The organism is Sphaerisporangium aureirubrum (genome assembly GCF_042658925.1).
Taxonomy (GTDB): Bacteria; Actinomycetota; Actinomycetes; order Streptosporangiales; family Streptosporangiaceae; genus Sphaerisporangium; species Sphaerisporangium aureirubrum.
Genome location: NZ_JBHSRF010000114.1, coordinates 1 through 20,789 on the forward strand (window position 1 = coordinate 1; position 20,789 = coordinate 20,789).

Annotated in this window: 24 protein-coding genes and 1 pseudogene; 9 read left to right on the forward strand and 16 right to left on the reverse strand. The window is 74.0% G+C overall.

Annotation, left to right across the window (positions count from 1 at the left end; translation table 11 throughout):
• Nucleotides 1-271 precede the first annotated feature (271 nt).
• Nucleotides 272-583: a DUF3099 domain-containing protein gene (locus tag ACFP1K_RS38335; RefSeq protein ID WP_380762972.1), complete on the reverse strand. Its 312-nt coding sequence runs from the start codon at nt 581-583 to the stop codon at nt 272-274.
• 101 nt (nt 584-684) lie between these two features.
• On the opposite strand from ACFP1K_RS38335, the gene ACFP1K_RS38340 reads away from it, so the two are divergent.
• Nucleotides 685-897, forward strand: a complete 213-nt coding sequence (locus ACFP1K_RS38340; RefSeq protein ID WP_380762974.1) for a dodecin — start codon at nt 685-687, stop codon at nt 895-897.
• A gap of 61 nt (nt 898-958) precedes the next feature.
• On the opposite strand, the gene ACFP1K_RS38345 is transcribed toward ACFP1K_RS38340, so the two are convergent.
• Complete coding sequence (locus ACFP1K_RS38345) at nt 959-2,326, reverse strand: metallopeptidase TldD-related protein (RefSeq protein ID WP_380762976.1); 1,368 nt, start codon at nt 2,324-2,326, stop codon at nt 959-961.
• Entirely contained in the window at nt 2,323-3,822 is a 1,500-nt protein-coding gene (locus ACFP1K_RS38350; protein WP_380762978.1) for a TldD/PmbA family protein, read from the reverse strand. The genes ACFP1K_RS38345 and ACFP1K_RS38350 overlap by 4 nt, the downstream gene beginning before the upstream one ends.
• A gap of 76 nt (nt 3,823-3,898) precedes the next feature.
• Between ACFP1K_RS38350 and fabG the strand changes: the two genes are divergently transcribed.
• Both fabG and fabI read left to right on the forward strand, forming a co-directional pair.
• Entirely contained in the window at nt 3,899-4,603 is a 705-nt protein-coding gene (gene fabG / locus ACFP1K_RS38355) for a 3-oxoacyl-ACP reductase FabG (protein WP_380762980.1), read from the forward strand.
• A gap of 2 nt (nt 4,604-4,605) precedes the next feature.
• Nucleotides 4,606-5,370, forward strand: coding sequence for an enoyl-ACP reductase FabI (fabI, locus tag ACFP1K_RS38360; RefSeq protein WP_380762982.1), 765 nt, complete (start codon nt 4,606-4,608; stop codon nt 5,368-5,370).
• A 69-nt stretch (nt 5,371-5,439) separates the two neighbouring features.
• Here fabI and ACFP1K_RS38365 read toward each other — a convergent pair whose 3' ends face one another.
• Both ACFP1K_RS38365 and ACFP1K_RS38370 read right to left on the reverse strand, forming a co-directional pair.
• Nucleotides 5,440-6,477, reverse strand: a complete 1,038-nt coding sequence (locus tag ACFP1K_RS38365) for a hypothetical protein (protein ID WP_380762984.1) — start codon at nt 6,475-6,477, stop codon at nt 5,440-5,442.
• A 322-nt stretch (nt 6,478-6,799) separates the two neighbouring features.
• Complete coding sequence (locus tag ACFP1K_RS38370) at nt 6,800-7,747, reverse strand: aldo/keto reductase (protein WP_380762986.1); 948 nt, start codon at nt 7,745-7,747, stop codon at nt 6,800-6,802.
• A 179-nt stretch (nt 7,748-7,926) separates the two neighbouring features.
• Between ACFP1K_RS38370 and ACFP1K_RS38375 the strand changes: the two genes are divergently transcribed.
• Genes ACFP1K_RS38375 through ACFP1K_RS38395 form a run of 5 tightly spaced genes read left to right on the forward strand, consistent with a single transcriptional unit; the run spans nt 7,927 to nt 11,574 of the window.
• The gene (locus tag ACFP1K_RS38375) at nt 7,927-8,748 is read left to right on the forward strand and encodes an undecaprenyl-diphosphate phosphatase (RefSeq protein WP_380762988.1); all 822 of its coding nucleotides are present in this window, start codon (nt 7,927-7,929) and stop codon (nt 8,746-8,748) included.
• A gap of 9 nt (nt 8,749-8,757) precedes the next feature.
• Nucleotides 8,758-9,471 (forward strand): histidine phosphatase family protein, encoded by a 714-nt coding sequence (locus ACFP1K_RS38380; RefSeq protein ID WP_380762990.1) that lies wholly within the window; start codon nt 8,758-8,760, stop codon nt 9,469-9,471.
• A 9-nt stretch (nt 9,472-9,480) separates the two neighbouring features.
• The gene (locus ACFP1K_RS38385; RefSeq protein ID WP_380762992.1) at nt 9,481-10,044 is read left to right on the forward strand and encodes a DUF3090 domain-containing protein; all 564 of its coding nucleotides are present in this window, start codon (nt 9,481-9,483) and stop codon (nt 10,042-10,044) included.
• Nucleotides 10,041-10,805, forward strand: a complete 765-nt coding sequence (locus ACFP1K_RS38390; protein ID WP_380762994.1) for an SCO1664 family protein — start codon at nt 10,041-10,043, stop codon at nt 10,803-10,805. Before ACFP1K_RS38385 ends, ACFP1K_RS38390 begins: the two co-directional genes overlap by 4 nt.
• 37 nt (nt 10,806-10,842) lie before the next feature.
• A complete protein-coding gene (locus ACFP1K_RS38395; protein ID WP_380762996.1) occupies nt 10,843-11,574 on the forward strand; it encodes an NRDE family protein in 732 nt (243 codons plus the stop codon).
• Nucleotides 11,575-11,598: 24 nt separating this feature from the next.
• On the opposite strand, the gene ACFP1K_RS38400 is transcribed toward ACFP1K_RS38395, so the two are convergent.
• Nucleotides 11,599-13,287: a serine/threonine protein kinase gene (locus tag ACFP1K_RS38400; protein WP_380762998.1), complete on the reverse strand. Its 1,689-nt coding sequence runs from the start codon at nt 13,285-13,287 to the stop codon at nt 11,599-11,601.
• 178 nt (nt 13,288-13,465) lie between these two features.
• Here ACFP1K_RS38400 and mshC point away from each other — a divergent pair, with 178 nt between their 5' ends.
• Complete coding sequence (gene mshC / locus ACFP1K_RS38405) at nt 13,466-14,689, forward strand: cysteine--1-D-myo-inosityl 2-amino-2-deoxy-alpha-D-glucopyranoside ligase (protein WP_380763000.1); 1,224 nt, start codon at nt 13,466-13,468, stop codon at nt 14,687-14,689.
• 16 nt (nt 14,690-14,705) lie between these two features.
• Here mshC and ACFP1K_RS38410 read toward each other — a convergent pair whose 3' ends face one another.
• The 10 genes and pseudogenes from ACFP1K_RS38410 to ACFP1K_RS38455 form a co-directional block, all read right to left on the reverse strand.
• Nucleotides 14,706-15,053: a gas vesicle protein K gene (locus tag ACFP1K_RS38410; RefSeq protein ID WP_380763002.1), complete on the reverse strand. Its 348-nt coding sequence runs from the start codon at nt 15,051-15,053 to the stop codon at nt 14,706-14,708.
• Nucleotides 15,040-15,432, reverse strand: coding sequence for a gas vesicle protein (locus ACFP1K_RS38415; protein WP_380763004.1), 393 nt, complete (start codon nt 15,430-15,432; stop codon nt 15,040-15,042). Before ACFP1K_RS38415 ends, ACFP1K_RS38410 begins: the two co-directional genes overlap by 14 nt.
• Nucleotides 15,422-16,285, reverse strand: a complete 864-nt coding sequence (locus tag ACFP1K_RS38420; protein WP_380763006.1) for a GvpL/GvpF family gas vesicle protein — start codon at nt 16,283-16,285, stop codon at nt 15,422-15,424. Before ACFP1K_RS38420 ends, ACFP1K_RS38415 begins: the two co-directional genes overlap by 11 nt.
• Entirely contained in the window at nt 16,278-16,961 is a 684-nt protein-coding gene (locus ACFP1K_RS38425; RefSeq protein ID WP_380763008.1) for a gas vesicle protein, read from the reverse strand. Before ACFP1K_RS38425 ends, ACFP1K_RS38420 begins: the two co-directional genes overlap by 8 nt.
• A gap of 3 nt (nt 16,962-16,964) precedes the next feature.
• Nucleotides 16,965-17,387 (reverse strand): gas vesicle protein GvpO, encoded by a 423-nt coding sequence (locus ACFP1K_RS38430; protein ID WP_380763010.1) that lies wholly within the window; start codon nt 17,385-17,387, stop codon nt 16,965-16,967.
• Nucleotides 17,388-17,459: 72 nt separating this feature from the next.
• On the reverse strand, nt 17,460-17,681 hold the full coding sequence (locus ACFP1K_RS38435; RefSeq protein WP_380763012.1) for a gas vesicle protein GvpG: 222 nt from the start codon (nt 17,679-17,681) through the stop codon (nt 17,460-17,462).
• Nucleotides 17,682-17,684: 3 nt separating this feature from the next.
• Entirely contained in the window at nt 17,685-18,656 is a 972-nt protein-coding gene (locus tag ACFP1K_RS38440; protein ID WP_380763014.1) for a GvpL/GvpF family gas vesicle protein, read from the reverse strand.
• A gap of 1 nt (nt 18,657) precedes the next feature.
• Nucleotides 18,658-19,065 (reverse strand): gas vesicle protein GvpJ, encoded by a 408-nt coding sequence (gene gvpJ, locus ACFP1K_RS38445; protein ID WP_380763016.1) that lies wholly within the window; start codon nt 19,063-19,065, stop codon nt 18,658-18,660.
• Nucleotides 19,066-19,107: 42 nt separating this feature from the next.
• Complete coding sequence (locus ACFP1K_RS38450) at nt 19,108-20,382, reverse strand: SRPBCC family protein (RefSeq protein ID WP_380763018.1); 1,275 nt, start codon at nt 20,380-20,382, stop codon at nt 19,108-19,110.
• A 5-nt stretch (nt 20,383-20,387) separates the two neighbouring features.
• A pseudogene (locus ACFP1K_RS38455) lies at nt 20,388-20,789 on the reverse strand (hypothetical protein); the annotation flags it as partial.

Sequence of the window (20,789 nt, forward strand, 5' to 3'; positions counted from 1 at the left end):
GGGGGTTGGGGCGGGGGTGGGAGTGGCCGGATGTGGACACGGCGGTGGGGGTGGGGGGCGGCCGGAGGTGGGCACGGCGGGAGGGGTGGGGTGGGGGAGGATAAATGTCTGGGAATGGGCGACGCCGGGTGGTTACGGGGGCAAACCACCCGGCGTCGCTTCATCGGCGTTCCGACGGGGGCCCGGAACGCCGGCACGAGCGCTCCGACGGGGGACCAGAGCGCTTGCTTAAAGCGTACACCTACAACCCATGGGTTGCGTCAAGAGTTAGTCACGACCCGATCTCGCGTCGGTGGCGTGGTATCTCGGTTTGGTTAGGTTTCTCCGCGTCAAAGCCCGAGCTCATCCCACGGCTCGGCTGGTTGGCGCCGATCACCGCGAAATAGGGCAGGAAGACCGCTGCGGCCACGAAAACCAACCGGATCGGCCAGGGTACGTTCAGCACGACGGCCAGGATGAGACACAGGGTGCGGATGCCCATCTGGATGAAGTACCGCTTCTCCCGCCGCCCGATGTCGGCCGACAGGGACGGCTGGGCGTCGGTGACCTGGTGTACGACCTTGCGGCCGGGCCTGACCTTCACACCATCCACGGTAGCCCCACGCCGCGCCGGGGCGGGAGGCGCCCGCACGGCTTCCCGCGGCATACGATCAAGGCTGGCCCAGCCATGTGAAGGAGCACAGGATGACCGACCGCACCTACCGCGTGACCGAGATCGTCGGCACGTCCTCGGAGAGCATGGACCACGCGATCCGCAACGGGATCCGCCGCGCCGCCGAGACCCTGCGCCACCTGGACTGGTTCGAGGTCACCGAGGTCCGCGGCCACATCCAGGACGGCGAGATCGGTCACTTCCAGGTGGGGATGAAGGTCGGCTTCCGCCTGGAGGACTCCTGACCGCCGCCGCCGGTGCCGGCCGGCCCGGCACCGGCGGACGATCCGGCCAATTGCGAAAGATTCAGTTGGCCTGGCTGACCGTCGACATGTTGAAGTCCGGCACCCGGACGGCCGGCATGATCGACCGGGTGAAGTAGTCGTTCCACTCCCGGGGCAGCGTCTGCTCCTCGGCCCCGATCTCGGTCATCCGCCCGAGGAGGTCGACCGGGCTCTCGTTGAACCGGAAGTTGTTGACCTCGCCCACGATCTCGCCGCGCTCCACGAGGTACACCCCGTCCCGGGTCAGCCCGGTGAGCAGCAGCGACTGCGGGTCCACCTCGCGGATGTACCACAGGCAGGTGAGCAGCAGGCCCCGCTCGGTACCCGCCACCATCTCCTCGGGGGTACGCCCGCCCGCCGGCCCGGACATGATCAGGTTGTCGATCTGCGGGGTGACCGGCAGCCCGGTCAGCTCGGCGGAGTGGCGGGTCTGGATCAGCGCCGTCAGCGTGCCGTCCCTGACCCAGTCGGTACTGGCCAGCGGCAGCCCGTTGTCGAAGACCGAGTTGTCGCGCCCGCCCGCGTGCGCGAGTACGAACGGCGGACACTCGATGCCCGGCGCGGCCGGATCGCTGTACAGCCGGATCGGCGAGCCCGACAGCGACTCCCCGACGCGGGTGCCGCTTTCCCCCTTGGAGAAGACCGTGCGGCCGTCCGCCGCGTCCCTGGCGCCCGCCGACCAGTACAGGTAGATCATCAGGTCGGCCACGGCGGACGGCGGGATGACCGTCTCGTACCGCCCGGGCGGCAGGTCGATCCGCCGCTTGGCCCAGTCGAGACGCGTCGCCAGCGTGGCGTCCAGCGCCGCGACGTCCACGTCGGTGAAGTCGCGGGTGGCGACGCCGGTCCACGCCGAGCGGGACATGTCCGGCGACTTGGCGTTGATCTCGAAGCGGCCGGTCGGCTGGTCGTGCCGCAGCCGCACCCCGGCGGAGGTGCCCATGAAGGTCGTGGTCAGCAGGTGCTCGGCGAAGCCGTACAGCCTGCGGTTGGCCGTCTCCGCCCCGGCGAAGACCTCGCCGAGCGCCGGGGCGAACGAGCGGAACACCCCGATGGACGTCGGCTCGGCCGGCCGCTCCCAGTCGGCGGACTGCCCGCCCGGCACCAGCGCGCGGGCGTCCTCCGACGGCGGCGCCTCGTGCGAGGCGAGGTCGGCGGCGGTCACCACGTCGGCCAACTGGTCGGGCCGCACCGCCGACCGCGACACCACGCCGACGCCCTGACCGGTGATCGAGATCACCGTGAGCCGGGACGAGCGGCTCACGCCGTTGGTGGTCAGGGTGTTCCCGGCGAAGCGGAGGTTCGCGGTGGACCCCTCGTCGACGATCACGACGCAGTCGTCGGCCCTGCTGAGCGCCAGGGCCCGCTCGACGGTCTCCTGAGGAGTCACTTTCCACCCTCCTGAACGGTGTTGAGTACCTTGACCCCGCGGAACAGCGCGGACGGGCTGCCGTGGCTGACCGGCGCCACCTGCCCCGGCTGCCCCTTGCCGCAGTTGAAGGCCCCGCCGAGGTAGTACGTCTGCGGGCCGCCGACCGCCTCCATGGACCGCCAGAACTCGGTGGTGGTGGCCTGGTAGGCGACGTCGCGCACCTGCCCGGTGAGCCGGCCGTTCTCGATGAGGTAGAACCGCTGGCCGGTGAACTGGAAGTTGTAGCGCTGCATGTCGATGGACCAGCTCTTGTCGCCCATGATGTAGATGCCGCGCTCCACCCGCCCGATCAGCTCGTCGGTGCTCGGGCCGTCCAGGGGCGGCACCAGCGAGACGTTGGCCATGCGCTGCAGCGGCACGTGCCCGGGGGAGTCGGCGAAGGCGCAGCCGTTGGACGGGCCGAGCCCCATCAGCAGGGCCATCCGCCGGTCGAGCTGGTAGCCCACCAGCCTGCCCTCGCGAACGATGTCGAACTGCCGGGTGGACACGCCCTCGTCGTCGTAGCCCACCGAGGCGAGGGCGTGCTCGGCGGTGCGGTCCCCGGTGACGTTCATGATCGGCGAGCCGTACTCCAGGACGCCGAGCTTGTCGAACGTGGCGAAGCTGGTGCCCGCGTACGCCGCCTCGTACCCGAGCGCGCGGTCGAGCTCGGTGGCGTGCCCGATGGACTCGTGGATGGTGAGCCAGAGGTTGGAGGGGTGGATCACCAGGTCGTACTTCCCGGCCACCACCGACGGCGCCTTGAGCTTCTCCTCGAGCAGCTCGGGCAGCAGCGCGACCTCGGACACGAAGTCCCAGCCGGTGCCCGTGAGGTATTCGTAGCCGCGCCCGGCGGGCGGGGCGAGCGTGCGCATGTCGTCGAAGCGCCCGCCGGCCGCCTGCATCGCCGTCATCACCGGGTGGATGCGCACCCGCTGCTGCGTGGCCTCGGTCCCGGCGGTGTCGGCGTAGAACTTCTGCTCCTTGACCGCCATGAGCGACGCCGAGACGTGGTCGACCCGGGGGTCCTTCAGCAGGCCCGCCGACCAGTCGGCCATCAGGGCGGTCTTCTGCTTGAGCGGGACCTCGAACGGGTCGATCTCGTAGGAGGACACCCAGGTGACGCCCGCGTGCACCGGCTCGGCCGCCAGCTCCACCGGCTCGCGGTTGACCGGCGCCGCGACCTTGGCCACCTCGACGGCCTGCTCGGCGACGGCGGCGGCGGCCTCGGGGGTCAGCTCGATGCCCGCGGCGAACCCCCAGGTGCCGTCCCGGATGACGCGCACGGCGTACCCGAGGTCGTCGGCGTCGATGGACCCCTCCAGGCGGGCGTCGAACAGGCTCAGCGTCTCCCCCCGCACCCGTTCCAGCCGGAAGTCGGCGTGCTCGGCGCCGAGGTCACGGGCGCGCTGAAGGGCGGCGTCGGCCAGTTGCCGCAGCGGCAGGGCGAGGAAGTCCGGATCGATCTGGCGCATGTCCACGATCCTAGCCCTGTGATCTTGTACGGCGCGGATAAGGGTTTACCTGCGAGTAGGAGATAGCGTCGGTGTCATGGCTCGATCAGTACTCGTAACCGGCGGCAACCGCGGCATCGGCCTCTCGATAGCCCGTGAGCTGGCCGCGGCCGGCGACGCCGTGGCCGTCACCTACCGCTCGGGGGAGCCCCCCGAGGGGCTCTTCGGCGTCAAGTGCGACGTCACCAGCGCCGAGGACGTGGACCTCGCCTTCTCCAAGGCCGAGGCCGAGCACGGGCCCGTCGAGGTCGTGATCGCCAACGCTGGCGTCACCCGGGACACGCTGCTGCCGCTGATGAAGGAAGAGACGTTCACCGACGTCGTCGACACCAACCTCACCGGCTCCTACCGCGTGGCCAAACGGGCGTGCCGGGGCATGCTGCGCATGCGGCGCGGCCGGATCATCTTCGTCTCCTCGGTGGTCGCGCTGTCCGGCCAGGCCGGACAGAGCAACTACGCCGCGTCCAAGGCCGGCATGATCGGCTTCGCCCGGTCCCTGGCCCGCGAGTTCGGCTCGCGCGGCATCACGGTGAACGTCGTGGCCCCCGGCTTCGTCGAGACCGACATGACGGCGGCCCTGGAGCCGGAGCAGCAGCAGGCGATACTCAAGAACGTCCCGCTCGGCCGGGCCGCGACCGCGGCCGACATCGCGCGGGTGGTCAAGTTCCTGGCGAGCGACGACGCCGCGTACGTCACCGGGGCGGTCGTTCCGGTGGACGGCGGCCTTGGGATGGGGCACTGACAATGGGAATCCTCGACGGCAAGCGCATCCTGGTCAGCGGTGTGCTGACCGACTCCTCGATCGCGTTCTCCGTGGCGAAGCTGGCCCAGCAGGAGGGCGCCCAGATCGTGCTGACCGGTTTCGGCCGGCTCAGCCTGGTCGAGCGGGTCGCCCAGCGCCTGCCCGAGCCGCCGCCGGTCATCGAGCTGGACGTGCAGAACACCGACCACCTCGACACCCTGGCGGACCGGGTGGGCGAGCACCTCGGCGGGCTGGACGGCGTGCTCCACTCCATCGGCTTCGCGCCGCAGACCGCGCTCGGCGGCAACTTCCTCAACACCACCTGGGACGACGTCGCCACCGCCGTCCACGTCTCCACCTTCTCCTTCAAGTCACTCGCGGTGGCCTGCCTGCCGCTGATGAAGGACGGCGGCTCGGTCGTCGGCCTGGACTTCGACGCCACCAAGGCGTGGCCGGTCTACGACTGGATGGGCGTCGCCAAGGCGGGCCTCGAGTCCTGCTCGCGCTACCTGGCCCGCGACCTCGGCAAGCACGGCATCCGGGTGAACCTCGTGGCCGCGGGCCCGCTGCGCACGCTGGCGGCCCGGAGCATCCCCGGCTTCGCCGAGTTCGAGGACACCTGGCCGGCCAAGGCCCCCATGGGCTGGAACCTCGCCGACCCGCTGCCCACCGCCAAGGCGTGCGTCGCCCTGCTGTCCGACTGGTTCCCCGCCACCACCGGCGAGATCGTCCACGTCGACGGCGGCGTGCACGCCATGGGCGGCTGAGCGCCGCCCCTTCCCGTCTCACGTGACGATGCGCCGCACTCCCTCGCGAGTGCGGCGCATCGGTCTTTCTCAGGCCAGGCGGTGCCGTCCGGCGTCCGGCGGCCGGTGCAGGCCCTGCAACGGCATCGTGGGCGCGGGGTCGGTGTCGCCCCGGCGGGCCTGGCGGGTGTGCACGATGCGGGCGGCAAGGATCGCCGACCCCAGCAGGACGGCGGTGAGGACGGTCCCCACGGCGTCGTCGGACCTGCTCGGCACCACCGGCCGGGCCGCGAGGGGCTCGGTCAGCTCCGGCAGGGGCTGGCCCGGCCACAGCGGGGCGAGCGGCGGCGCGTCGATGTCGGCGGCCGGCGGCGACGGGTCCACCGGATTGGCGCGCTCCATGTCGCCGCCGTGCCCGCCCGTGCCGTGGAACCCGGGGGCCGGGGTGGCCTCCGGCCCGGCGGGCGGCGACGCCTCGCCCCCTCCCGCGGAAGAGGGCCGGGGGGTGGGCGACGGCGTGGGTGTGGAACGGTCCCGTCCGGCGGGCCGCGAGGGGGCCGGAGTGACCGTCACCTCCTCGCAGTCGCCCGGGACGGCCGGCGGCAGGCACCCGCTGCCGACCGGAAGGCCCAGCAGATCGTCCTCGGAGGGCGGGGCGTCCGCCTCGTCGTCGGCGACGGGATCGGCCTCCTGCTCGGCGTAGGTCTCCGGCGTGGGGGTGCCGCGCGAGCCCGCGCCCGGCGGGTCCGAGGGCTTCCCGCGGTCCTCCTCGGACCGCGGCGACCGATTGCCGTGCGACTCCGGCGGGTGCGAGGGCTTGCCGCCGAGGACGTTCTCGGCGGTGTCGCCGAGGTCGTCCAGGACGTGGTTCGCGTCCTCGGCGAGGTCGTCCAGAGTGTCGGTGATCGGGTCCAGCCCGCCGCCCACGAGGTCGCCCACCGGGCCGCCGGCGGGCCCGGTCAGGTCGCACGGTCCCCCGCCGAGCACGGACAGCGGCCCGCCGCCGCGATCACAGCCCGCCACCCGCGGCGCGGACGCGTACGCCGGCGCCGTGACCAGCAGTGCCACCCCTCCACTCAGAGCCAGCGTCAGCGCTCCCGCCGAAAGGGCGGTCGTGCCCTTGCGCATCGTTCCCCTCCATCGTTTCCACGTATCCCGGAAGGCGCGGGCTCCCCTCCCGAGCCTCCCATAACAATCGTGTGGCACGGCGCCGGTCATTCTCCGAAAAAGAGCGATTCGGTACCGACTAGTGATACGCGAGCGAGATTCCTGTTCGGCGGGCGGCTCATTCGGGACCTTCCCCCCGCGTAATGTCCCCACCGGGCGGTCTCCACCTGCGGTCCGCCGAATGGCCGGGGCCTGGCGGCGAATGGCGGCGCTCCTCCGGATAACGCCGCTTTCCCGGTTTTCCCGCGGCACGTTTCCGGGGCGGCCGGATCAAGCGGGCCGCTCAATCAATCGCCGAGACGTCGTCGAGCGCCTCGCGGATCTCCATCGGCAGGGTGAGCTCCTCGGCCAGGAGCACCCCCTTGAGCTGCGCGTGCGTGCGTGCCCCCACGATGGCCGCCGCGACGCCGGGCTGGTCGCGGACCCACGACAGCGCGACGGCCAGCGGCGACACCGCCAGCCCCTCGGCGGCCGTGGTGACCGACTCCACCACCCGCCGGGACCGCTCGTCGAGGTAGGGCAGCACGAAGTCGGCGAAGTGCGGCGTGGCGGCCCGGGAGTCGGCGGGGATGCCCGTGCGGTACTTGCCGGTCAGCACGCCCCGCCCGAGCGGCGACCAGGCCAGCACCCCCGCGCCCACGTGCTCGGCGGCGGCGAGCACCTCGCGCTCGGCGTCCCTGGCGAGCAGGGAGTACTCGACCTGCGCCGACACGATGGGCGTGCGCCCCGGCACCGCCCGCTGCCAGACCCCGGCCGCCGCGAGCTGCCACGCCGAGTAGTTGCACACCCCGGCGTACACCGCGCGCCCCGAGGACACCGCGGTGTCCACCGCCGCCAGCGTCTCCTCCAGCGGCACCTCGCAGTCGAAGGCGTGCAGCTGCCACAGGTCGACCTCGTCCACGCCGAGGCGGTCCAGCGAGGCGTCCAGCGCGGCGATGAGGCCGCGGCGCGAGGCGTCGCGCGAGCGCGGGCCGTGCGGGGTGAGCACGGCCTTGGTGGCGACGACGATCTGTGAGCGCGGCACCGACTCGCGCAGCAGGCGCCCGAGCACACGCTCGGCGTCGCCCCCGGCGTACACGTCGGCGGTGTCGACGAGGGTGCCCCCGGCGTCGGCGAACGCGACGAGCTGGGCGGCGGCCTCCTCCGGGGAGGTGTCCCGGCCCCAGGTCATGGTGCCCAGCCCCAGCCGGGACACCGACAGACCGCTACGCCCGACCAATCGCTGATCCATGATCGGGCCAGGTTACCGTGTCACCCCCTCCCGGCTCCCGCGATGCCCCGGTACGGGTATGCCGTGCTCGGTGACCGGCCGGACGGCGCGCCCTCCCGCCGGTGCGCCGCCCGGCCGCGCGGCTCCCGCCGGGGCCGTGCCACGGCGCGGGGGAGGGCTGCCCTAGGCTGGCGCGCACCATGGACGCACTGCAAGCGATCGTGCTGGGAGTGGTGCAGGGGCTGACCGAGTTCCTGCCGATCTCCAGTTCCGCGCACCTGCTCATCGTGCCCAAGCTGTTCGGCTGGGCCGACCCGGGGGCCGCGTTCACCGCGGTGATCCAGCTCGGCACCATGCTGGCCGTCCTGCTGTACTTCTGGCGCGACATCACCCGCATCTTCTGGACGTGGCTGCGCAGCCTGTGGACCCCCGCCCTGCGCGGCGAGACGGACGCCCGCATGGGGTGGTACATCGGCCTCGGCACGATCCCCCTCGCCGTCCTCGGCCTGGTGTTCCAGGGCGCGATCGAAGGCCCGGCGCGCAACCTGTGGATCAACGCCACCGTCCTGATCGTGTTCGGGCTGTTGCTGCTGCTCGCCGAGCAGATGGGACGGCAGCGCGCCGGCCTCGGCGACCTGACCATGCGCGACGGGCTGATCATCGGCGGCTTCCAGGCGCTGGCCCTGGTGCCGGGCGCCTCCCGCTCGGGCTCCACCATCACCGGCGGCCTGTTCCTCGGCTTCACCCGCGAGGCCGCCGCCCGCTACTCGTTCCTGCTGTCGGTCCCCGCGGTGGTGCTGTCCGGCGTGTTCGAGCTGCGCGACGTCGGCAAGGGCGGCGGCCCGGGACTCGTGGCCACCGTCATCGCGACCGCGGTGTCGTTCGCCGTCGGGTACGCCTCCATCGCGTGGCTGCTCCGCTACGTCACCAGGCACTCCATGATGATCTTCGTGACCTACCGGGTGTTCGCCGGGGCCTTCCTGCTGACCCTGCTGTCGCTGGGAGTGATCACGGCCCAATAAGCTTGCGTTGTGACCACATTGCTACTGGTGCGGCATGGCCTGACCGAGATGACCGGCCAGGTGCTCGTGGGCTGGACGCCGGGCGTCCACCTCAGCGAGCAGGGCCGCGCCCAGGCCGAGGCCGTGGCCGCCCGCCTGGCGCCGCTGCGGCTCGACGCCGTGGTCTCCAGCCCGCTCGAACGCTGCCAGGAGACCGCCGCCGCGGTGCTCGCCGGCCGCGACGGGCTCACCCTGGAGACCGACGACCGCTTCGGCGAGTGCGGGTACGGCGAGTGGACGGGCCGCCCGCTGAAGGAGCTGGCCGAGGACCCGATGTGGCGCGTGGTGCAGTACCACCCGAGCGCCGCCGTGTTCCCCGGCGGCGAGTCGCTGGCCGGAGTGCAGCGCCGCGCGGTCGCCGCGGTGCGCCACTGGAACGCCAAGCTCGGCGACAAGGCCGTGTACGCCGTGTGCAGCCACGGCGACGTCATCAAGGCCATCGTGGCGGACGCGCTCGGCAGCCACCTCGACCAGTTCCAGCGCGTCACCGCCGACCCCGCGTCGCTCACCGTGATCCGTTACACCGCGCTCCGGCCGTTCGTACTCAGAGTGAACGACGTGGGCGGCGGGGTGGAGAACCTCCTCCCGCCGCCGCCGGAGCCCGAGGATTCGGAGCGGCCGGACGGGGGAGAAAACCCATCCGAGAGCGACGCCGCTGTCGGCGGCGGAGCCGGGACCACGTAAGGTCGGGCTATGCCGGTCTTCGACTACGATCCGCCAGAGAGGTTCGTGGCCGGTGCCGTAGGGCAACCGGGGTCACGTACCTTCTTTCTGCAAGCACGCGGTCAAGGGCGTGTCACGACCGTCGGCTTGGAGAAGTTCCAGGTAGCGGTCCTGGCGGACCGGCTGGACGAGTTGCTCGACGAGGTGCTGCGCCGCAGTGGCGGCACCGCCCCGGTCCCCGCCATGGCCCCGGTCGAACTGGCGGACCGCGCGCCGCTGGAGCCGCCCATCGACGAGGACTTCCGCGTGGGCACCATGGCCCTCGCCTGGGACCCCGAGAGCGCCCAGGTCGTCATCGAGGCGCAGGAGCTGACCGGCGAGGAGGACGCGGAGGAAGAGGAGATCATCCCCGACCGGCCGGACTCGGCCGTGCTGCGGGTGCACATCAGCGCCGCGGCGGCGCGGGCCTTCACCCAGCGGGCCCTGGAGATCGTCGCCGCCGGCCGTCCCCCCTGCCCCCTGTGCGCACAGCCCCTGGACGCCGACGGGCACATTTGCGTACGTCTCAACGGCCACCGGGGGGACCGTACGTGAGTGCAGAGAGCGACCCCCGGCTCAGCAGCATCCCCGGTGCCTCGGGACTCGATGACGCCACGGCCCTGCGCCTGCTGCGCGAGGGCACGCTGGAGGTCGCCGGCCGCCTCGTCGAGGCGACCAACATGACGCTCTACTGCACGATCCGCCTGGACGGCATCACCGCCGAGTGCGTGTACAAACCGGTGCGCGGCGAGCGCCCGCTGTGGGACTTCCCCGACGGCACCCTGGCCGCCCGCGAGGTCGCCGCGTTCGAGGTGTCGGCGGCCACCGGGTGGCGCATCGTCCCGCCGAGCGTCTACCGCGACGGCCCGCTCGGCCCCGGCATGTGCCAGCTGTGGATCGACACCGACCCCGAGGTCGACCTGATGGCCCTGATCCGCAGCCGGGACCCCGCGCTGCGCCGCATGGCCATCTTCGACGCGGTGGTCAACAACGCCGACCGCAAGGGCGGGCACCTGCTGCCGCTGGCGGACGGCCACATCTACGGCGTCGACCACGGGGTGTGCTTCTCCCCGGAGGACAAACTGCGCACGGTGCTGTGGCAGTGGCGGGGCAAGCCGCTGCCCCGCGAGGCGGTGAACGTCCTCGCCCGGCTGGAGCGCGAGATCGAGCGGGGCAGGCTCGGCCGGCGGCTGCGCGAGCTGCTCACCCTGACCGAGGTCGAGGCGACCTGGGAGCGGGTGCGCAGGCTGCTCAGCACCGGCATCCACCCCTTCCCCTCCGACGACTGGCCCGCCATCCCCTGGCCCCCCATCTGAACCATCCGAGCAGGACGAGCAAGGCGAGAGTACGCACATGTGCACGGTCATCGCCGGGGTCGACCCGGGCGCCGAGACGCCGGTGGTCCTGGCCGGGATCCGGGACGAGATGGCCGACCGCCCGTGGCGGGGCCCGGCGGCCCACTGGCCCGGCCATCCCGGCCTGATCGGCGGCCTCGACCTGGAGGCGGGCGGCACCTGGCTGGCCGCCGAGCCCGCCGTCCCCCGGGTCGCGGCGCTGCTCAACGGCGTCGGCCGCCCGGCGCCCCCCGAGACCCGCAGGTCCCGGGGCGACCTGCCGCTGCGGGCCGCCGGGCACGGCGGCCTGCCCGAGACCGACCTGTCGGTCTACGACCCGTTCCACCTGGTGCTCGCCGAGCCCGGCGGGGTGCGGCTGTGGCACTGGGACGGCGAGGACGTCACCGAGGACAAGCTGCCGCCCGGCACGCACATCGTGGTCAACGACGGCTGGGTGGCGCCGGACGCCGCCCCCCGCGCCGGGTGGTTCGTGCCGCGCTTCGCCGCCGCGCCGCGCCCGTCCGCGCACGACCCCGGCGACGCCTCCTGGACGGCCTGGCGCGAGCTGCTCGCGGGGGACGGGCTGCCCGTCACCGACCCGCGGGCGCTGGTGGTGCGCCGGGAACTGGACGACGGCCGGGTGTGGGGGACGTCCTCGGTCACCCTGGTCGCCCTCGGCCGGGACACCCTGCGCTACGACTTCTGCCCGTGCCCCGGCGACCCGTCCGCCTGGAGCACCGTCCTTCGCTGATCCGGCCACCCGGCCCGGGACGGGTCAGCAGCGGACGCCGCCCCAGATGATGGTGACGGTCCTGCTGCCGCCGTTGGAGGTGAACCTCACCTTGGACGTGCTGCAGTACGGCGTGCCGTACGCGGTGATGGTGGCCGTGTGGCCCGCGCGGATGCGCCCGCTGCTGCTGCTGAGCACGGCGCCCTCGCTGATGGTGGCCCGCCAGCGCACGGCGCCGCCGGTGGCGCGCAGCTTGAGGTTGACGTAGAAGATGTAGTCCGACTTGACCCGCACCCTGGCGGGGCTGACCGCCAGCACCGGATGCGGGGCGGGGGGGGTGAGCGCCGGGCCGCCCGGGACGGGCTTCTTGGTCTTCTTCGGCTTCTTCTCCGTCGGCGAGGGCACCGGGGTCGGCTCGATGGTCTCGCCGGGCGGCACCGGGCTCGGCAGCAGGGTCACCGGGGGCGTCACGGAGAGGGCGGGGCTCAACGCCGCGCCGGGGATCCGCACCGGGGCCGGGTCGCCGGGCGAGGCGACCAGCGCGACCACGAGCGCCACGACCAGCGCCAGCGCCGCCCCGGCCAGGATGAACGTCCGGTCCCTGTGCCCCCTGCCGTGCCGCCCGGCCGGCGGCACGTCCGGCGGCGGCGGTTCCTGCGGCCCCGGCGCCAGGGGGACCGCGGCCAGCATCGCGGGCCGCCCGCCCGCCGGGGTGGACGCGGGGGAGCCCGGACGGCCCGCGGGGACGGTCGCTCCCGGAGAGCCGGGGCGGCCCGCGGCGCCGGGGGGCCCTGGCGGGACGACGGCGCCCGGAGCGCCCGGACGGCCCGCGCCGCCGGGGGCGGGGGCGGGGGCGGGGGCGGGGGGAAGGGCGGGGAGGCCGGGGGCCGCGGCCAGGGCCGCCCATCCGGCGGCGGGCACGGCGGCGACACGCTCGCGGGTCAGGCGGGCCAGCAGCTCGCGGGCCGTGGGACGGCGGGTCGGGACCTTGTCCAGGCACGCGGTGACGCTCGCCAGGAGCGTTCCCGGCAGCGCCGCCAGGTCGGGCGTCTCGCTCAGGATGCGGCTGATCACCGCGGGCACCGAGTCCTGCCCGAACGGGGCGTGGCCGGTGGCGGCGTACACCATGGTCCCGGCCCAGGCGAACATGTCGCCGTCCGGGCCCGGCGCCGCGCCCACCAGGTGCTCGGGGGCGGTGAACGGCGAGGTGCCGATCAGCCGGCCGGGCGTGGGCGGGCCGTCCAGGGCGCGTCCCACCCCGAAGTCGATCACCCGGGGGCCGTCCGGGCCGATCAGCACGCTGCCGGGCTTGAACCCGCCGTGCGCCGCGCCCGCCGCGTGGATCGCCGCCAGCGCCGACAGCGTCGCCACGGCCAGGGCCTCCAGCTCGTCGGCCGGGCGCGGGCCGCGCCGCTCCACGACCTCCCACAGCGAGGGGCCGTCGACGTACTCGCTGGCGTAGTAGAGCCGCTGCTGGTGGATGCCGTAGGCCGTGACCCGGGCGACGTGGGTGCCGGTCACGCGCTGCGCCTGGCGCAGGTCGGCCCCGAAGGCCCGCCGCACCTCGTCGTCCTCCCAGAACCGGCGCTGCAGGACCTTGACGGCCACGCGCTCGCCCGACCCGGTCTCCGCGGCGTAGACGACACCGTGACCGCCCTCGCCGATCCGCCCGGTGACCCGGAAGGACGCGATCCGCTCCGGGTCGGCGGGGCCCAGAGCCCTGATGGTCGGCAAAAGCTCTCCTAGCCATGGTTGTGCGCGGTGCCGAGCCCCCCGAACCTGTGGCGGCAAGATTCTTTCATGTCCGGACGGTCCGGTGTGCCCATACCGTGGTGCCCGTGTCGCCCCCTAAGCCACAAAACGGACACCCCAGTGTGATCCCACCACACTGCCTCATGGATAGGCTCATGGCATGCGATCGTGGCCCGCTCCCGAGATCTCTTCGCTGCCCGGCGCCGGACTGCCGCTCCGCCTGTACGACACCGCCGCCGGCGAGGTCGGGGAGACGTCGCCGGACCCCACGGCGCGGATGTACGTCTGCGGCATCACGCCGTACGACGCGACGCACATCGGGCACGCCAACACCTACCTCGCCTTCGACCTGGTGAACCGCGCCTGGCGGGACGCCGGGCACCGCGTCCACTACACCCAGAACGCCACCGACGTGGACGACCCCCTGCTGGAACGTGCCGAGCTGACCGGCGTCGACTGGCGGGTGCTGGCCGAGGACCAGATCGAGCTGTTCCGCACGGACATGGCGGCGCTGCGCGTCCTCCCGCCGGACGACTACATCGGGGTCACCGAGGTCGTCGCCCAGGTCGCCGCGCTGATCGGGCGGCTGAAGGACAAGGGCGCCACCTACGAGGTGGACGGCGACGTCTACTTCGCGGTCGCCGCGTCCCCCAAGTTCGGCGCCGTCTCCGGCTACTCCGAGGCCACGATGCTGGCGCTGTTCGCCGAGCGGGGCGGCGACCCCGGGCGTCCCGGCAAGCGCCACCCGCTCGACTGGCTGCTGTGGCGGGCCGAGCGGCCCGGCGAGCCGTCCTGGCCCTCGCCGTTCGGCCCCGGCCGGCCCGGCTGGCACGTCGAGTGCACCTCCATCGCGCTGTCCTGTCTCGGCGCGGGCTTCGACGTGTCGGGCGGCGGGACCGACCTGATCTTCCCGCACCACGAGATGGGCGCCAGCGAGGGGCACGTGGCCACCGGCGAGTGGCCGTTCGCCAAGGCGTACGTCCACGCGGGCATGGTGGCGCTGGACGGCGAGAAGATGTCCAAGTCCCGGGGCAACCTCGTGTTCGTCTCCCGGCTGCGCGCCGCGCACGACCCGATGGCGATCCGGCTGACGCTGCTCGCCCACCACTACCGGGCCGGCTGGGAGTGGACCGGCGACCAGCTCACCGCCGCGACCGGCCGGCTGGACCGCTGGCGCGCGGCGGCCGCGCTGCCCGGCGGGCCGGACGGTGCGGCCGTGCTGGCGCTGGTCCGCGAGCGCATGGCCGCCGACCTGGACGCGCCCGGCGCGCTCGCCGTGGTGGACGACTGGGCCGGACGGGCGCTCGCGGGCGACCACGCCGATCCCGGCGCCCCCGCCCTGGTGCGCGCCACCGTCGACGCGCTGCTCGGCGTCGCGCTCTGACCTCGCCGCCCGCCGGTCAGTCGGTGGGCAGCAGCGTGCCGAGCGGCCCGAGGTCCAGGTTGAGGTCGGCCGGCGTCAGGCCGAACCGCTCGCACAGCTCGGTCATGGCCTCCTCCAGGCGCATCAGCGTCACGCCCATCTTCTCGATCTGCTCGTCCGTCAGGTCGCCCTCGTCCATCCGCCGGACCGCCTGCCGCTCCACCAGCTGACGCAGCAGCTCGACCAGCGTGAGCACCAGCCGGGACAGGTCGCGCTCCACCGTCTCGGGGTCGGCCTCGAACCGCCAGCGCTCCCGGCGCGCCTCCCGCGCGGCGGTCTCGCCGCCGCGGGGGAGAGGGCGCCCGCCGGGGTCAGAGCTCTCCATGACGTATTCCTCTCTCCAGGGTCTCCAGTGGCTCCTCGGAACGCACGGACATGAGCAGCGCCCGCAGCGAGATGCGGACCAGGTCGATGTCGGCGATGGACAGCACCAGATCCCCGGTGATCACGACGCCTCCCGCCAGCAGCCGGTCGAGCAGATCCACCAGCGCCACCCGCTCCGGCGGCAACCGCCCCTCCGCCGCCAGCGCCGCCCCCCGCGACCTCTCCCCGCCCTCCACCACGCGCTGCCGCCCGCCCGGAGCCTCCCGGTCGTCCAGAGCCCCTCGCGTGCCCGGAGCCTCCCGGCCGCGCACGACGTCCCGCCCGGCACCCGGGGTGCCGTCGCGATCACCAGCCGTCGTGCCATCCGGTTCACCCGCCATCGCGCCTCTCCGCGGCGCCCGCCGGGGCGACAGGGCCGGGCTCGACCGCGGTGAACGAGTACGGCGCCCACGGGCCGGTCAGCTCGATCGAGACGCCGGGCCCGCGCAGGCCGTCCAGGACGGCGGTGAACTCGGCCTGGCGGTCGCGGTCGACCAGGTAGGCGCCGTTGAGCAGCATCGGGTCGTCCCTGCCGGACAGCTGGGGATCCTGGGGGCGGTGCCGCCTGCAGTCCACCGCCACCGCCGCCAGGGCCGAATGGATGCGCTCGGCGTGCTCGGCGCACGCCCGTTGCCGGTCCTCACGGCTCCGCAGCCCCGCCTTGCGCCGCCGCAGGTACTCCGTGCCGGGCCCGCCGGCCCGCCCGGCCTCGTCCCGCCCGCCGTCCCCGGGCCGCCCGCCCGCGTCCTGCTCCTCCTCCGGCGGGCCACCCGCGGGCCGGGCCGCGCCGGACGCGTACGCCTTGACGCCCCACTCGTGGCGGCCGGACACCTCGGACAGCACCGCGCGCAGCTCGGCGCCGCGGCGGTCCAGCATCTCGGCGACCCCCTCGTCGCCCGCGTACACGGTGACCAGGCGCACCGGCGCGGTCGCCGCGTCGTGCGCGACCGTCTCCACGACGCGATGGTGCGCCCGCGCGGTCTCGCCGACCCAGTCCAGGTCCTCCAGCGACCGCCGCAGCGGCGCGTCCCCGAACTCCGACAGCGGCACGGTGCTGACGTAGGCGACCAGCCCCGCGCGCTCCACCGCCCGCACCGGCGCCCCGGAGACCCCGGTCAGCTCCGTCAGCACGGCCGCGTCCGCCCGGTCCTCCTCCCGGGTGATCGCGTACAGGTACGTCCCGGTGTCACTCATCGCGCCCCTCCCGCCGCCCCTGCCCGCGGTGCTCCTCCTCGTACGCCGGGCCGCGTCCCTCCCGCCGGACCCGCCCGCGCGGCGGGGGTTCGTCGCCATACGCCGTGCCCGGCCTCTCCCGCCGGACCCGCCCGCGCGGCGGGGGCTCGTCGCCGTACGCCGTGCCCGGCCTCTCCCGCCGGGGCCGCTCGCGCGGCGCGGGCTCGCCGGCCCGGTCCCGCCGGGGGCGCGCCGGGGGCTCGTCGTCGTACGCGGGGTCGCCGGTCGCCAGGCGGGCGCGGCCCCGGGCGGGGGGATCGTGCGGGTAGGCGGCGCTCCCGCCGACGGCGCGGCGCTCCCGGTCCGTGAGCCCGGCCTCCTCGGCCTCGCGCACGGCGGCGAGGCGGCGGCGGAGCATCTGGTTCTCCTCGATCAGGTCGCGGTCGCCGGAGCTGAGCCAGGGGTCGTGCTCCCACCAGTCGATGCCGAGCTCGCGGGCGGTGTCCACCGAGGCGATCAGCAGCCGCAGCTTGATCGTCAGCAGCTCGATGTCCAGGAGGTTGACCCGGATGTCGCCGACGATCACCACACCCCGGTCCAGCACCCGCTCCAGGATGTCGCCGAGGCTGCCCCCGGACTCCCGGGCGGGCTGCCGGGAAGGTGTCGCCGCGCGGCCGGACCACATGGGCTCGGACATGGGTCACACCCCGCCCTGGGCGCCGGGGCGGCCGGTGTCGCCCTTGGCGCGCTTGTAGGTGCGCGCCCGGGCGTACGACACCAGGTCCCCGTGCCGGTCCAGCTGGGCCGCGTAGATCGCGAGGGTGTCGCCGGACGACGGGACGCGGCGGTCCTCGACCACCTCCACCTCGACGGTCCAGCCGTCCCCCGAGGGGGCGACCATGATCACGCCCTCGATCGGCTTGCCGACCAGCCCGGCGATGTGCCTGCGCGCCGCCTGTCCCGCCGTCATCGCGGTCAGGCGCGGCTCCTCCTCGCCGGGCTGGTCGTCGTCGTCGTACCCGAGCTCCTCGTCCAGGAGTTCACCCTCCAGCAGCGCCTCCTCCCCGGCGGGCTCGTACGCACGGCCTCCCGGGGTGTCCCGGGTCCTGCGACTGGCGTGCACGGCTTCCCCTCCTTCCGGCGCGGGCCCGGGGGCCGGCGCCGCGGGGCGGCCGGTCCGCGGGCTCCGGGGCGGTCAGGCGATCATCTGCTGCAGGATCTCCTCCGTCGCCGCGGCCGCCTCCTCCTCGGTGATCAGCCCGGACGCCCTGGCGTCCTCCACCTCCTCCAGCCGCCGCCGCACCGCCGCCGGGTCACGCATCTGCCGGTCCACCTGCTCCTGGATCAGCTCGGCGAGCTTGATCAGCCCCTGGAGCGGCGCCAGCGGCGCGCCGAGCAGCGTCGAGAGAATGCCCATCGCTCACCCGCCCGCCTCGTCCGGCCGCCCCGTCACGAAGTCGTACGGCGCCTGCGGCCCGATCAGCCGCAGGGTGACCCGGTCGGCCCACCGGTCCGCGAACGCCTCCAGGGCGGCGTCGAACTCCTCCTGCCGGTCGGTGTCCACCAGGACGGCCAGGTGCGCGGCGTCCTCCTCGTGGGTCGGCTCCCGCACCACGACCGCGACGGCGTGCGGGGCCAGGGCCTCGGCGAGCATCCTGGTGTCGGCGTCCCGCTTGGCGTCGATCGCCTGGTTGACGATCTCGCCGAGCCGGATCCGCGCGTCCCAGCTCGCCTCCTCCGGCACGCCGCGGATGCTCTCCCGCAGCTCGGCGGCCTCGGGCACCTCGCGCAGCACCTCCCGCAGCACGGTCCCCTCCACGTAGCGGCCCTTGACGACGAACTGCGCCCGCCCCTCCAGCTCGGCCAGCGCCGCGAGGAACTCGTCGTGGTGCGGCTTCAGCAGTTCCTCGACGATCGCCTCGGGGCTCTCCAGAACGGCGCCGAACCGCATCGGCAGCACGGGCACCTCGCCGGCGACGTCGTCCAGCAGCCCCTGGTGCGCCACCAGGTCCTGCGGCCGTCCGAGCGCTCGTCCGAGGCTCAGGTCGCTGATCAGCGCGGCGATCTCCCCGTGCCGCACCAGCCCCGTCATGCCCGGCGGATCCCCCACGCCGCGCCGCTCGGGCGTCAGCTCGACGTCGCCGGGCACGATCCCGTACAGGTACGTCGCCGTCGCCTGCGCGGTCCCGCCGGACTCCCGGGCGCCGCCGGACGCCTCGGGCGCCGTCTTCTCCCGCGCCGCGTCCCCGGCGGCCGTCTCCCGGGGCGCCGTGTCGTTCGGCGCCGTGTCGTCTTCCGCTGTGCCGCGGGGCGCCGTGTCGTGGGACGCCTTCTTCCGGCTCGTGGTGTCGCGGGCCTGCGTGGCACCGGACCTGGTGTCGGGACGGGGCATGTCAGGCCTCCTCACGGCGGCGCCGGCGGGGCGCCGGTTCCTCGCCGGGTTCGATGAGATCCCGCAGCTTCTCGCCGGCCGCCTCGATCGCGCCCTGCGCGATGCCCTTGGTCTTGGACTTGGCCACGCCCTGCGTCATGTCCTGCATGAGCTCGGGCAGCCCTTTGGAATTCTCGGACAGGTCCAGCCGGTTCACCGCCTGGGCGAACCGTAGGTAGGTGTCGACGCTGGCGACGACCACGCGGGCATTGATGGTGAGCAGTTCGATGCCCACCAGGGCGACGCTGACATAGGCGTCGATGACGAGGCCCTTGTCCAGGATGGTGTCGATCACGTCGGCCAGCGATCCGCCGCCCGCACCCGGCGGCCGTCCCGCCGTCCCCCCGCCAGAAGGCTGCACGATGGTCATGACGTCACTCCTCGATCATGTCGATCAGGTGGGCCGCGCCGGTCAGCCGCCCCTCGTGCGGGACCCGCGGCTCGCGGGCGACCGCCCGCCGCCGCGCACAGGGCGCCGCGGCGCGGACTCCTCGGATTCCTCGGGCTCCTCGTATTCATCGGCGGGCTCTTCGTACCCGCCGTCGCCGGAACGGGGCCCGGCCCGCTCGGCCAACCCCGCCTCGGCCGCCTCCTCCTCCGGCACGGCCCGCCGGCCGTCCCGCGTCCGCCGAGGCCGGCGTTCCTCACGCCCGCCACCGGCTTCCTCACGCCCTTCGGCGGGTTCCCCGCGCCTCCGGCGCCGGCCTTCGCGCTCCCGCTCGCCGTCGTGTTCCTCGCGCCCCGCGCGGTCGCCCGCGTCCTCGCCGCCACGTTCCGCGCGCCCGTCACCGCGTTCCCCGGCCTCGCGTTCCCCGGTCTCCCCGGTCTCCCCGGTCTCCCCGGTCTCGCGTTCCCCGGCTTCGCGCTCCTTGGCTTCGCGTTCCTCGCGCAGGCCGGTCTCGTGGTCCTTGACGACCTCGCCCTCGTGGATCACCCCGCGCCAGCCCTCGATGTCCTCGGGGTGCCGCAGCGAGTCGGTCACGACGTGCCGTCGCAGGTGCTTGAACTCCAGACGCACCCGCCGCCCCTGGGCCCGCCAGAGGCCGCCGATCAGCTCCATGAAGCCCTTGCGGTGGTACACGAGGGTCACCAGGACCCGGGTCAGGTCGGGGGTGATCTCGTGGAAGGTGACCGTCCCGTCCACCGAACCCTTGGCCCCCTGGGAGGTCCAGATGATCTTCTCGTCCGGCACCTGCTCCTGGATGGTGGCCTGCCAGGTGCGCCGGGACCAGAAGATCTTCGCCTGGAAGGTGAGCTTCTCGTCCTCCTCCTGGACCACCTTCTCGACCTTCTTCATGAAGGTCGGCCAGTCGGCGAACTGCGTCCACTGGTTGTAGACGAGCGTCACCGGCGCCCCGATGTCGAGCGCCTCGACGATGTTGTGGAACTTGAACTTGCCGCTCTCGCCGCGCCCGCCGAGGCCGAACTTCCGCTTCAGGCCGCCCCACGCCATCTTGGCCAGGCCCTTGATCTTGCCCGTCTTGCCGCCGGAGCCGGTGACGATGCCGAGCAGATCCTTGGCGTTGCCTCCGCCCTCGACGAAGTCGGTGAGGCGGGTCGTCGCCTTTCCGACCGTGGTGCCGAGCTTGGACACGGCGTACCGGCGCGCGCTGCTGGTCAGGCTCCGCGCGGCCTGCTGGAGCGGGCCGCCGAGCCCGGCGGACGGCGGGTCGTCGCGCTTTGCCATCTACGTCACCTCTCGTCCCTGCCCCGGCGGGCCGGCCGCGAGCGCGGCGGCCCCTGATCACGGTCCCGGACGACCCGGCCGCGGGCCGGGGCCCGCTCGGGCTCCTCGTCCTCGTCCTCGTCCGCGGGTTCGTCCTCGAACTCCTCGTCGAACTCGTCCTCCTCCTCGGCGAGGGGGCGCCGCGACCGTCCAGGGCTACCGGCTCGGGCCGCGCGGCGCGGCGGCTCCTCCTCGTACCCCTCCTCCTCGTCCTCGGCGTACTCGTCCTCGTAGGGCTCCTCTTCCTCCGCGGCCTTGGGCCGCGACCGTGCCCGCGCGGCCCGGAACCCGCCGAGCGCGCGCTCGCGCAGACCGCCGCCCCGCGCCGCCTCGGAGGCGGCGCCCCCGGCCGCCCGTGCGGCCCCTCC

Coding starts and splice junctions, on each gene's coding strand:
- ACFP1K_RS38375 (WP_380762988.1), top strand. CDS start 7,927: ATGGACGCACTGCAAGCGATCGTGCTGGGAGTGGTGCAGGGGCTGACC.
- ACFP1K_RS38415 (WP_380763004.1), bottom strand. CDS start 15,432: ATGGCGGGTGAACCGGATGGCACGACGGCTGGTGATCGCGACGGCACC.
- fabG (WP_380762980.1), top strand. CDS start 3,899: ATGGCTCGATCAGTACTCGTAACCGGCGGCAACCGCGGCATCGGCCTC.
- ACFP1K_RS38435 (WP_380763012.1), bottom strand. CDS start 17,681: ATGGGCATTCTCTCGACGCTGCTCGGCGCGCCGCTGGCGCCGCTCCAG.
- mshC (WP_380763000.1), top strand. CDS start 13,466: ATGCGATCGTGGCCCGCTCCCGAGATCTCTTCGCTGCCCGGCGCCGGA.
- ACFP1K_RS38350 (WP_380762978.1), bottom strand. CDS start 3,822: ATGCGCCAGATCGATCCGGACTTCCTCGCCCTGCCGCTGCGGCAACTG.
- ACFP1K_RS38420 (WP_380763006.1), bottom strand. CDS start 16,285: ATGAGTGACACCGGGACGTACCTGTACGCGATCACCCGGGAGGAGGAC.
- ACFP1K_RS38385 (WP_380762992.1), top strand. CDS start 9,481: ATGCCGGTCTTCGACTACGATCCGCCAGAGAGGTTCGTGGCCGGTGCC.
- ACFP1K_RS38450 (WP_380763018.1), bottom strand. CDS start 20,382: ATGGCAAAGCGCGACGACCCGCCGTCCGCCGGGCTCGGCGGCCCGCTC.
- ACFP1K_RS38440 (WP_380763014.1), bottom strand. CDS start 18,656: ATGCCCCGTCCCGACACCAGGTCCGGTGCCACGCAGGCCCGCGACACC.
- ACFP1K_RS38395 (WP_380762996.1), top strand. CDS start 10,843: ATGTGCACGGTCATCGCCGGGGTCGACCCGGGCGCCGAGACGCCGGTG.
- fabI (WP_380762982.1), top strand. CDS start 4,606: ATGGGAATCCTCGACGGCAAGCGCATCCTGGTCAGCGGTGTGCTGACC.
- ACFP1K_RS38370 (WP_380762986.1), bottom strand. CDS start 7,747: ATGGATCAGCGATTGGTCGGGCGTAGCGGTCTGTCGGTGTCCCGGCTG.
- gvpJ (WP_380763016.1), bottom strand. CDS start 19,065: ATGACCATCGTGCAGCCTTCTGGCGGGGGGACGGCGGGACGGCCGCCG.
- ACFP1K_RS38340 (WP_380762974.1), top strand. CDS start 685: ATGACCGACCGCACCTACCGCGTGACCGAGATCGTCGGCACGTCCTCG.
- ACFP1K_RS38425 (WP_380763008.1), bottom strand. CDS start 16,961: ATGTCCGAGCCCATGTGGTCCGGCCGCGCGGCGACACCTTCCCGGCAG.
- ACFP1K_RS38410 (WP_380763002.1), bottom strand. CDS start 15,053: ATGGAGAGCTCTGACCCCGGCGGGCGCCCTCTCCCCCGCGGCGGCGAG.
- ACFP1K_RS38365 (WP_380762984.1), bottom strand. CDS start 6,477: ATGCGCAAGGGCACGACCGCCCTTTCGGCGGGAGCGCTGACGCTGGCT.